The 12049-nt window shown below is 34.6% G+C and carries 9 protein-coding genes; 5 read left to right on the forward strand and 4 right to left on the reverse strand.

From position 1 onward, the window contains the following. Window positions 1-32: 32 nt before the first annotated feature. Window positions 33-932: a glycosyl transferase gene (locus CFE53_RS02340; protein WP_253254767.1), complete on the reverse strand. Its 900-nt coding sequence runs from the start codon at window positions 930-932 to the stop codon at window positions 33-35. Window positions 933-943: 11 nt separating this feature from the next. After that, on the reverse strand, window positions 944-1918 hold the full coding sequence (locus CFE53_RS02345; RefSeq protein ID WP_148120299.1) for a transcriptional regulator: 975 nt from the start codon (window positions 1916-1918) through the stop codon (window positions 944-946). A 592-nt stretch (window positions 1919-2510) separates the two neighbouring features. On the opposite strand from CFE53_RS02345, the gene CFE53_RS02350 reads away from it, so the two are divergent. Beyond that, window positions 2511-2906 carry a hypothetical protein gene (locus tag CFE53_RS02350; protein WP_148120300.1) on the forward strand — a complete coding sequence of 132 codons (396 nt, stop codon included), beginning with the start codon at window positions 2511-2513 and terminating at the stop codon, window positions 2904-2906. 407 nt (window positions 2907-3313) lie between these two features. Here the strand turns inward: CFE53_RS02350 and CFE53_RS02355 are convergent, their stop codons facing one another. Further along, window positions 3314-5587 carry a DHH family phosphoesterase gene (locus CFE53_RS02355; RefSeq protein ID WP_148120301.1) on the reverse strand — a complete coding sequence of 758 codons (2274 nt, stop codon included), beginning with the start codon at window positions 5585-5587 and terminating at the stop codon, window positions 3314-3316. Between the two features lie 234 nt (window positions 5588-5821). Then, window positions 5822-6745, reverse strand: coding sequence for a hypothetical protein (locus CFE53_RS02360; RefSeq protein WP_148120302.1), 924 nt, complete (start codon window positions 6743-6745; stop codon window positions 5822-5824). A gap of 278 nt (window positions 6746-7023) precedes the next feature. Between CFE53_RS02360 and CFE53_RS02365 the strand changes: the two genes are divergently transcribed. The 4 genes from CFE53_RS02365 to CFE53_RS02380 all read left to right on the forward strand — a co-directional run bounded on the left by CFE53_RS02365 (window position 7024) and on the right by CFE53_RS02380 (window position 12045). Next, the gene (locus CFE53_RS02365) at window positions 7024-7290 is read left to right on the forward strand and encodes an H/ACA ribonucleoprotein complex subunit GAR1 (protein WP_148120303.1); all 267 of its coding nucleotides are present in this window, start codon (window positions 7024-7026) and stop codon (window positions 7288-7290) included. A gap of 43 nt (window positions 7291-7333) precedes the next feature. Then, a complete protein-coding gene (locus tag CFE53_RS02370) occupies window positions 7334-8332 on the forward strand; it encodes a transcription initiation factor IIB (protein ID WP_148120304.1) in 999 nt (332 codons plus the stop codon). A 253-nt stretch (window positions 8333-8585) separates the two neighbouring features. Further along, the gene (locus tag CFE53_RS02375) at window positions 8586-10730 is read left to right on the forward strand and encodes an ATPase, T2SS/T4P/T4SS family (protein ID WP_148120305.1); all 2145 of its coding nucleotides are present in this window, start codon (window positions 8586-8588) and stop codon (window positions 10728-10730) included. A gap of 184 nt (window positions 10731-10914) precedes the next feature. Then, entirely contained in the window at window positions 10915-12045 is a 1131-nt protein-coding gene (locus CFE53_RS02380; RefSeq protein WP_148120306.1) for a type II secretion system F family protein, read from the forward strand. Window positions 12046-12049 lie beyond the last annotated feature (4 nt).

Raw genomic sequence — 12049 nt, forward strand, 5'->3', positions numbered from 1 at the left:
CTATTTCTTATTTTTAATCGACCCTTTGATTTTTACCTTATTACCTTAAATACAACAGCCAAAATTCCAAAAAATATTCCTATTGCCCAGAGAAGTAAAACTAGTTCATACTCCCTCATTGGATATATCTTTAAAATAAGTCTTGGAAGGGAGAGATATCCTTCACCTGGGTCAAGTTTTCCATCCTCACGTAAGGTGGTAGGTTTATGGTCTTCCCTCTTTGTAATACCTGCAGAGAGATACTTTAGGAATGCATCTATTATATAGGGAATCATTATAATGAGAAACTCAGGGATGGAGTATTTAATAGCAAGGGTAACTAGAAAGGCGCCAATTGGAAGGGTGCCCACATCTCCTGGAAACACCTTTGCAGGGTATTTATTAAAAAGAAGAAGTCCTAAGTAAGAAACTATAAAAAGAAGAACTAACTTGAAACCTTCGTACTCTCCATTTAACAGTAGTAATAAACCTAAAAAAAATGCTGAAATTATTCCCAGTCCAATCTCCAATCCGTTGAATCCAGCCAACATATTTGTAAAGTTTGAAAAGATAGATACGCCTAAGATCATAAGAAGGGTTTTAACATCAAGGCCAAAGATCAAATATCCTATAATACCTCCTATAATACCAAGGATTACTATCTTCTTAAAGGGTGATAATTTAAAGAGATCGTCATAGATACCTACTAATCCAGTTAAAAATAAAATAAGGGATATTCTAAAATCGAATAACATAAATAACAGGGATATTATAAAAACTGGAACAATGCCACCCATTTCAGGGATCTTCTCCTTATTTTTCTTGTGTAGATCAAAACCGTACTTATAATTTACCATAAACTTTATAAAAAACCTTGTTAAAAGACAGGAAAATAGAAATGCTACTAATAAGAGCCCTAGAAAGTAGTAGTCGCTTTTTAAAGAAATAGACACCCTATCACCTATTATTTACTGGCTATGTATTCCAGCAGATCTGAGGCATCATCCATTCTCTCCAACTCCCTTACATTTATAGTCTTTACATAGTCTATACTATGGGTGTCTTCTTTTTCCAAGACTAGGAGAGAACTACTGTTTAACACACTAGAGAGTTGGCTCACAATTAACATCTTCTGTCTTGTTTCTTCAGTCTCCCTTTCCTCTATGTTAGTTAGTACCAAGGTACATAGGTTGTACTCTTCAGTTTCAACATCCTCCTTCTCAACAATTGCATCGAAAGGTGCTCTTTTAACTTCTGTAGTGTGGAACCCTAATTGGTTGAATATATCTATCACATAGAGTTTGAAATCATTTTCTCTTTCAGATCTATACCTCTCTTTATCGCCCTCTATACTTATATCACTTATTTCTTTTTCATCCACCTCTAGAGGTATACCTCTTATCAGTGGTGTATCTAAATACTCCTCTATTCTTAGGGCAACTTCTATAGTAGGATTCGCTAGATTCTGCTCATACTTGTATATCATCTTCCTTGAGACATTAGAATACTCTGCCAACTCTCCTACTGATATGTTTAACTTCTCTCTGACAGTTCTCAAGGTCTCTCCGTCTATATTTACGAAGAAACCACCTCGTCCAGCGTAGACAATTGGAGGGTTACCTTCTAGATAGGCCTCAAAGGTTTTAAGTGTGATTGCCTTTATACTGTGTCTCTCATAGACCACTCCATTTTCCATAGGAAGATTTCTCGTCCTAATACCTATTATAAGAGGAGTGGCACCTAAGATTTTAGAGAGTTTTAACAACTCCAGAGACTGTTCATAACTTAGACTATCTATATTTTTTAATACTTTTATTAGATATTTCCTACTGCCCTTTCTGGCAAGTATATCGAAGCATGATCTACCGAAGGTTTGTGAAACTGTGAAGTTATACCTCTGTAATATTTCAACACATTCTGAGAGGATGATCTCTCTCATAGTCTCACCCCCTATAACTATATTCGTCGCAAAATAACTTTTATATATTTAATAATATAAATAAATTACTATTCTTATTCCAAACTAATAATAAAGAAGAAACAAATTATTATTGAGATAATTCTTATTCTAACTGTTAATAATCAACAATTTTAGAATTTAATTAGAGTGTACCTGTTCAACTCAGTACAAGAACAGTATATAAAGGTTAGAAAATAGAAAAAATGTATAAAAAAAGACTTATGATCTCTATGAAATATTTGTCTTTTGTTATTTAATGGTTAATATTTCAATTTTGATCTACTATTATTTACAACAATTTAACCGTTTTAATATCTTTAACTATTCCACTTTTAATCTGTCGAATTATTAGCCCTATACTATAAAAATCTTCTTCATCTGGAAGAATTCCTTTTTAAATATATCATCCTTATTAAATTATAATTATGGGCTCGTTAGTATTTAAATCTTTCTATCATCGCTCTCCAAGTACTATAAAGGGAATGGATTACAAACTACATCTTATAGGTAGAAAAAGGGAAAATATATGAACGAAAAAGCAAATAATCCTCAGTAAGATGGTGATTTCTACATGATAGAGGTTAGAGGAAAATCTCCTAAGGAGATTATTGAAAAGTTAGAAAATATGGATCTAAAAGGAGAGGATGAGATATATATAAATACAGAACTCTCTAAGGACCTAATAATATACCTCTTGGAAAACACCAACATAAATACAATATATCTTCCTCCTTCTAAGTACAAACGTACTAAGGAAAAACTTATCAATGCCCTAAAGGAGATCGGTTTAACTGTTAAGCCTCTGAAAGTAAAGGTAGGAAGACCTTCTAAAAACAGGGAAATTGTAGCGAAATATATGGATAAGAAACCTTGGGAGATATCCAAGATCACTGGGTTAAATTTAAAAACTGTAGAGTACCACTATTACAAGATCAGAAATGAAAGTAGATGTAAGAATCAACAGTAAAAATTTACTATTTCCTGTAAATACTAATTTAAAGACTTAATTTTTATTAAAAGACTGTACAGAATTTTTGTAGTATCCAGTGATCTAAAAGGAGCAATATAAACAGAACTCCCTTTTAGTATTTACTCTCTTTTAAGACTCTTTTTTTTATTTTTAAATTATTAATATTTATTAATATTTTTATTTTTAGTATAATAATAAATAAAAATTAAAAACAGGCAAACGCTCTTTTTAATAGCAAATATATATCAATCTTATCAGATATTTATCTTTGAAAACAGTACTAAACAGACACATAGAATAGAAACTGTGAATAACAGAATTTGATCTAAAAACTTTTTAATTATCTCTCAATAGTCTAAAACCTTAAAACTCAGGTATTATAATATATAAAAATTAAATTGACCCTACATACTTCTCAAGATATCTATAAACCTAGAGAGCACCTTATCTCTCAAACCCTCTACAAACTTGACACTTCCAGCACACTCATGCCCTCCTCCATCTATAGAGGCTTCTGGTATCTCCCTTATAAGTTGCTCCACTATGAGGTTTAGATTGAAGTTGAACCTCTCACTGACTGCATCTGTAGCCCTAACTACTAGGAAATCTGGACCGTAGGCTATAGTTATAATAGGTGTCTCCTCTCCATACTTTTTAACTATACTGTCATGTGCAAATCCACAGGTTTTTCCTGGTGGTGGGAAGGTAAATTTATGGGCGTACCTCTCCACATCTAAGGTACTCAGTATTATTCCATTTTCCAACTTCTCAGTCTTCAAGGCAGGTAGTACTGCCCTCATCTGTCTATCAATCATCTCCATGGCCCTCTTATATAGGATATCTATCAACCTCTCATGTCTGTATATCTCCCTCTTGTTTGTAGCCAGTATCTCCTCTACTATTCCCCTTCCACCCATAAACCTAAGATAGAATGCCTCGAAGTCCATACATAGGGCGATCTTCTCAAGATCCTCTACAGTATACTCCTTACCACTGCCGTACTTCTTACTCCACTTTGTCAGATCCTTTAGGGCTATCTTTATATACTCCTCTACCTCCCTTCCCTTGGCATGATCTCCAACCACTGCTATACCTGGGAGGTGATTTATCTCCCCAGTTACATCCTTGTTTATCATCCTTGCGACCTCTGTTGCCAATACACCTGCTGTAAGATTACTATCTCCTCCAACTAAATAAGGATTTACATGGCCTGATATGTAGTCATCTACTTCTACCCTACCGTTAACAACCTCTCCAGGATAGTGGTGATCAATTACAATTACATCCATTCCAAAGGCTATAGCCTGGGAGATGGCGGGGATATCTTCATCTGTACTACCGTTATCGGTAAGTACTACTAAGGGCATCTTCTGGCCAAATCTCAGTTTATCCTCTAAGGAGTATACTAGGTCCTTGGTAACATCCTCTAACTCGTAGAATGGGGCTTTTGAGGGGCTTCTCTTAAAATAGTGCCACTGGGCATCTACATCTATGGAGAACTTACTAAGTATTGGTAGTATAGCCCTCTCCAATGCCAAACCTGCACAGTATCCATCGGTGTCTGCATGGTGTCTTATAATTACTGGTTTTCCGTCTAATATAGCTCTCCTTATCTTCTTTGCTACATGGGCCATCTTAGGTCTCAACCTCTCCAAAACTGGAGATTGTACTAGGAAATCTATATCACTATAGGGCTCTGATTTTTCATCTAACTTTTTCTCTATCTCTTTTTTAACTTCCTCGGCCTCTTTACCTTCCAACTTCTTTAACTTCAACCTTTCGATCTGAAGTCTTCCCTCTCTTATAGACACAGATCCAATAACGTCTATAATATCTCCAACGAGTACCTCAGGATGTGCCCTTAAACCTGCAATATCAAGGGCTGAAACCCATGCAGTTTCCGTTCCGTCTGTCACTGTGAAGATAGTTGGTCCAGGAGTCTGGGTTATCTGGATAACCTCCCCTCTAATATGGACTATCTCATCCTTCATCTCTACAAGACCTTTATCTACGATCTCCTTTATAGTTATTAGAGGCACTTCCTTTTCAAGTTTCTCTACTGTGTAGTTGGTGAGAGGGATGTACCTAAAGTCTATCTCTCTCTTTTCAGGCCTTACATCTATAACCTGGACTATAACCTCGTCTCCTATTTTAAAATCACTTAATTTTTTACCTACCATCTCCCGAGGTTTAAGTAGTCCCCTGGTCTGTTCATTGAGGGAGATAAAGACTCCGTACCTTTCAGTCCTTGATACTATACCTTTGTAGAATTTACCTTCCTCTACATCTCCAACACTACATAGGTTGTCCAACTCATAGACAGTCTTTAAATTCTTCCTCCTTTCCTCCTCCTCTTTTTTACATATATCACATAGAGTAACATCTTTATACTCAGGATACTTTCCAATGTACCTACCACACTTTTCACACTTTACAACCTTTCCAGAACCTCCACAGTAATCACAGGTATCGTATACAGGTATCTTACCAGTACCTTCACAGTTTGGACAAGGTACTTCAGCGAGATCTAAGTCGTACTTTGATCTCTTAGAAACTCCCTTAAAATGGGATTTCGTATCGAACTCGCATATATACCCAGTTCCCTCACAATCTGGACAGGTTTTATACCTTACAATCTTCTTTCCAGTACCCATACAAATTGGACACTTATCTATCATGGTATCACTCTTAGAGGTTTGATATATTTGTGTAAATTTGTTATAAGAAATATAAAAACTTAAAATATAGAAGTTGAAAATAGGGATTTAATTATTAATAATATTAATTAGTATTAAGATAGTTGAAATAGAAGAGATAATCAGAGATGATACTAAAAAACTATAACTTATAAAATCGGAAGGATAATTTTCCTTATTTTTATTAAAATTATAAAAATTAAAAAAATATTTAAATTAATCGTTATCCTCTTCTACCTTAGGAGAGGCGTAGAATTTTCCATATTCTTTCTGAGTCTTCTTACTCATTAACTTATCTATGGATAATTTCATAACTGTAGCATAGATATCTATCAGATCTCTATACTTTACCTCTGGTAGTCCTGTATAGAGGAACAGTATCTTTTTAACTACCTTTGCCATACTATTATTTACGAAATAGGTTGAGAGAGCCTCTGCTAAAGGTTCAAGTGGTGGATATCCCATTCCTAGAGGCATTCTCTTTTTATAGAACCTCTCTCCATATTTAATACCCACTACCTGGGAGAATCTAATATGTATCATATTTTCTGATATCTTATCCATTCTCTCGAGGATATTTAACCACCACTTTGCATCTGCCTTTTCAGATGCTTCTACCAGATCACCAGTTTCGTAAACCTTTAACTCATTTAGGAATATATTCTCCAACTGTAGGGATGGTATTATCTTTATTCCCTCCTCTTTTGCAGCCTTGACAAGTTCTTCAATTTCATCTAATGTACCAAACTCCTCCTCATTGGTAGCAGGTTCTGGAGAGTATATCATTTCACTGTTTATACTATTGAACTTCTTCAGAATCTCTAGATGGACATTTAGATCTCCTGCTCCTATTCTCCTACCAAGATGGTAATTGTATATCTTAGCACCAGAGATTGTAGCCCTCTCTATCGCTGTAAGATGGGCCTTTAATCCCCTCTCAGATGTTAGGTTATAGTAAGGACCATGTGCCACAATTAAAGTAAAGTACTTTTCTCCTATTTTTCTATAATCTTCGTAATAATCTGTTGACATCCTCTTAGATAGGACAGCAGGAGGTATCTCTGTGATCCTTGTACCTAAGAGTGCAGCCTGTTTAAGTGTAGAGAGTGCATTGTAGGTACCCCATTCAAATAGTATCATAGCATTTCACCTTTTTAACAATGTTTTAAGGATTATTGTATTTGTTATTATATTTATCTATTATTATTTTTATATTTTTTATTTTTATAGTTTAAGAGAGTCCTGTCAATAAGTAGGTGTTAGTTATTGGAATATATTGATAAACACAAGAGATACTTATATATATATTTTTCGAAAAGTTTATATAGTAGTTCTTCAAAAGGTGTATTGGGATGTAGCATGTAGGAGTTTATATTCATACTTCTAAATCTATAAGTTAATCAAAGTGGAGGAGTACCGTGAGGAGGGTAGAGATACTACATGAACTGCCCAACGGGAAGATCGTTGGTAGGGTAAATTATCAACCTAAGTTGAAATCAACTGTTTTTTTAGATAGATCTAAAAGAAGAGTGTTAGGGAGGGTGTATGAGGTTTTTGGTCCAGTAAATAAACCCTACGTCTCTATCCTGTCCATAAATGATACTGCAAAGAAGATAGCACTACGTCGTAGGGAGGCCTTTATTTTAGATGAAAAGAGAGGTAGGAGACACTCCAATAAAAAGTAAATAATAAGAACCACCTTAAAAAGTTGTTTTAACGGTGTGAATTATGAAAATGGAGACTGTAGAAAAAGAGGGTGTCGTAGAAAAAGAAAAAAATAAAGAAAAAAAAGAATCAAAAAATGTTATTCTTGAAAAGGAGGAGGAGTTAGTCTGTCCTATATGTAATAGTAAAAATATAATTAAAGATTACGAGAGAGCAGAAATTGTATGTGCAGACTGTGGTTGTGTCTTACAGCAGAATCTATTTGATACAGGACCAGAGTGGAGGGCCTTCGACCATGAGCAGAGGGTAAAGAGAAGTAGGGTAGGGGCTCCAATAACATACACTATTCATGATAAGGGATTATCTACAGTTATCGACTGGAGGAATAAAGACAGTTATGGTAAAGATATCTCTGCAGAGAGGAGGGCTCAACTCTACAGGTTGAGAAAGTGGCAGAGAAGAATTAGAGTATCAGATGCCTCGGAGAGAAATCTGGCCTATGCTCTTTCAGAGTTAGATAGAATTGCATCTAAGTTAGGACTTCCAAGGAATGTAAGAGAGAATGCTGCAATCCTCTATAGAGGTGCTGTAGAGAAGGGACTTATTAGAGGTAGAAGTATAGAAGGTGTAGCAGCAGCCGCCCTCTACGCCGCCTGTAGAATATGTAAGGTTCCAAGGACATTAGATGAAATTGCTGAAGTCTCCAGAGTAGATAGAAAGGAGATAGGTAGAACCTACAGGTTCCTAACAAGGGAGTTGAATATAAAGTTGGCTCCAACAAGTCCAATAGATTACGTCCCAAGATTTGCCTCTGAACTTAATCTACCTGGAGAGGTGGAGTCTAAGGCTATTGCCATCCTTCAGAAGGCAAGTGAGAAGGGGTTAACAAGTGGTAGAGGCCCAACAGGTGTAGCTGCAGCTGCAATATACATCGCCAGCGTACTCCATGGAACAAGAAGAACCCAGAGAGAGGTTGCTGATGTTGCAGGTGTTACAGAGGTTACTATAAGAAATAGATACAAGGAGTTGACAGAACACTTGGACATAGATGTAACTCTTTAAAAACTTTTTTATTTATTAATTTTTAGTCCATGTTTTAAATAATGATTATAATAATATTTTTTATTACTCTCATAAATTTATAAAAATATTCAAAAATTTAAAAATAGAAAAATGAGGGATCTAAATATGAGGACTATTTGACAAAATTAAGAAGAAGAGTATTAAACCTACATCCATTATTGTTAAAAAAAGTAAAATCTTAGATAAAACTGAGAGTGTTGAAAAAGTAGAGAGTAATACTGATAAAGTTATAATGCCACCAACAGAAGTAGTTAAAAAACCTGTTATAAAAGAAGAGGTTCCAGTACCAAAACCTTGGAAAGAGCATCCTATTAAATTTGAAAAGCCGAGTATAGTATCACCCTCAAATGCTATAGATACCTATACTGTAAAAGTAGAAGATATGGAGTTTGAGGTAGTTATAGAAAAAAAAGATGGATATATGCACTATACAATACCTGAGGTAGACCAAATATTAAGTATACTGTCAAAATTACCAAATAATAATGTTCAGGAGATAAAAACAGATATATCAGAGGGAGAGTTCAATAGTATTGGTGAAATATACGGATATCTGTTAAACTATGTAGAAAAGTACGATTTAGACCTCAAAGATCCAGAAATTAGAAGTTTAGCAAAGTACTTCTATCTGGCTATTGGTAAATTAGGATTTTTGGAGATACCTTTAAATGATGATAGATTAGAGGAAATAATGGTAAATGGGGAATATAAATACGCCTATGTATTCCATAGGAAGTACCAGATGTGTAAAACCAACATCTATTTTGATGAGGAAGAATTAAGGAGAATTATAGAGAATATAGCACTACTTGCAGGAAGAACTATAGACGCCAGAACTCCTATGTTAGATGCATTTTTACCTGATGGAAGTAGAGTTAACGCTACAATAAAGGAGGTTACACCAGAGGGGAATACTTTAACTATCCGTAAATTTACAAAAGATCCTTTAACAGTTGTTGATCTTATAAAATTTGGAACCTTCAACTTTGAATTTGCAGCCTTCCTATGGCAGGCTGTAGAGGGGTACTTTGGTGCTAAACCAGCTAATACCTTAATTGCAGGAGGTACAGGTTCTGGTAAGACTACAACCCTCAACGTAATATCTATGTTCTCCATGTATACCGACAGAATAGTTACTATTGAAGATACTCCAGAACTTCAAATACCTCACGATCATGTAATAAAGATGATAACTAGGCCTCCAAGACCTGGAGTTCCTGGCTACGAGATTACTATGAACGACTTAATTAAAAACGCCCTGAGGATGAGACCTGATAGGATATTTGTAGGAGAGGTTAGAGGAGAGGAGGCCCACTCCCTCTTAGTAGCTATGAACACTGGTCATGACGGTGCATTAATTGGTGGGGAGTTAATTTATTTATCTGATGGAACAGTTGTGGAAATAGGAGATTTTGTAGATAGGTTCTTTGAGAAAGGGTACAAAGTAGTAGAGGAAGATAATGGATTTAAATGGATAGATGTATCTAAGGAGGGCGTATATATCAAAAGTTTCAACAAGAGTTCCTTGAAAATTGAGAACAAATTGATATCTCACGTCTGGAGAAAGAGGTACTCTGGAAAACTTCTAAGAATAAAGACTGAAGGTAATAGAGAGATAACCCTTACTTATGATCATCCAGTTTATGTACTACGAGGTATTATTTTCGAGGTGAACGCCTCCTCCTTGGAGGTTGGAGATTACATAGCCATTCCTAGGGAAGATATAGGAGGAGAAAGATGGGATACAATTAACAGGAGTGTTATAGGTGGGGATGTAATAGCAGAGAGCCTATATATTCCAAGTATGGATATCTCCTGGGATAGAGTTGTTTCCATTGAGGAAGTTGAATACGATGGTTATATATACGATCTTACAGTTGAGGATAACCACACCTATATAGCAGGAAGTAACGGAGGTATTGTAGTCTCTAACTGTTCTGGAACTATCCACGCAAATAGTGCAAGTGAAGCTATACTTAGACTAATAAATCCACCGATGAACGTTCCTAAGATCATGTTATCCTCTCTCGACTTTATCATAAACCAGCAGAGAGTTAAGAGAAACAGAAAAACTATAAGGAGAATACTGGAAGTTATAGAAATTGGAGGTTCTAGTGAGGATATATCAAAGACCCTCCTCTTTACTTATAACAGTCTAGAGGATACTTTAAAAAGAGAAGGAATCTGTATGTGGGAGGAAGAGGTTTGTAAAATTGCTGGTATAACTAGGGAGGAGTTAATAGAAGATAGACTTAACAGAATTGAAGTATTAAAGTATGCTGTTAGAAACAATATAAGAGATATAGAAAGTGTTGGTAGTTTAATAAGAAGATATCAGGAGGATCCAGAGAGATTACTCAAGAGTATAAGGCTCTAATTTTCTTTTTTATCTTATCACATTCTTATAAGGGTATTATTGGAATCATTGGTATAGTTAGGATATATTATTTTAAAAACACTTGATAACAAAGTATAAATACTTTTCAATTTTAAAACATAAATTTAAAATAGTTATCTTTCCTCCCTGCCCCTATAAAGGGCGAGGTTGTATGGTGGGTATGATGGTAAATATAACTCTAGAAAAGTTAAAAATATTATTTAAAGAATTTTTAGAGGCGATTAAAAAATATTTTTTATGGATAATAGATGCCATAGACAGGTTGATCTATTTTAAATTAAATATTGGAAGGGCCAGGGGGCATGTAAAAAGGAAGAAAATTTCTTTAGGAGATATTAAGAAATTAATTGATGAATATAAAGATATCGATGAAGACATAATGAAATTCTACGATATTGAAGAGTATATAGACTACGAGAAAATTTTAGAGAGAAAAAAATTAGAAGAAATAGAGATAGACTTAGATGAACTACTAGAACGTTCTTATATGAATATTTTAAAAGATTATATTACAAATTTTTCTTACTGTGTAATCCGTAGTAAATATTTGCCCTCTTTAAGAGATTTTCATTATATAGGTATTAGGGATATAAATAAGTATTTTTTGAAGGTAATTATTATATCTGTTGTTGTAGGAATAATATACTTTTTGAACTTTATAGATAATATATTCATAGGTTTAATAAATGGACTATTTGCAAGTATATTGACAATTGTTGCAGGTATATACTATCCAAAGATAAAACTTATTCTATTTAGAGGAGATATAAAAATCCAAATAATGGTAACACTCCTAGATATGATAGCATCACTAAATGCCGGACTATCTCTACAGGAGTGTATTAAGAAAATAGCAGAAAACCCTGAATATGGTATCCCCTCCTTTGAATTTAAAGGAGTTATCTACGATATTGAAAAAGGAGGTTATAGTTTTAAAGAGGCTTTAGAGAGGGCGAGATTTAGAACTAAAATACCTCTAATGAAAAAGTTATACACTCAACTTATAGTGGCTGTAGATAAGGGAGGGACTCAACTTCTGTTAAAAAGTCTATACAACGATATCCTTAGAGAATCAATGGCTAAAATAGACTCATCGAAGTTCCAAATAACAAATTTAGGTAATCTAATATTTGGTGTAGGTATAATCCTCCCTTTCTCAGGGATGATGCTTTCAGCAATTCAGGGGAATACAGGTTTTAGTGGTATAATAGATACTGTAGATTTAATTCTGACAAAGATAGCCCCTATATCAACAGCCATCTTTGCAATATTTATAAAGTTAAAAATTGAGTGAAATA

Origin of the sequence: Methanofervidicoccus sp. A16, assembly GCF_003351865.1 — an archaeon.
Classification (GTDB): domain Archaea; phylum AGJL01; class Methanococci; order Methanococcales; family Methanococcaceae; genus Methanofervidicoccus.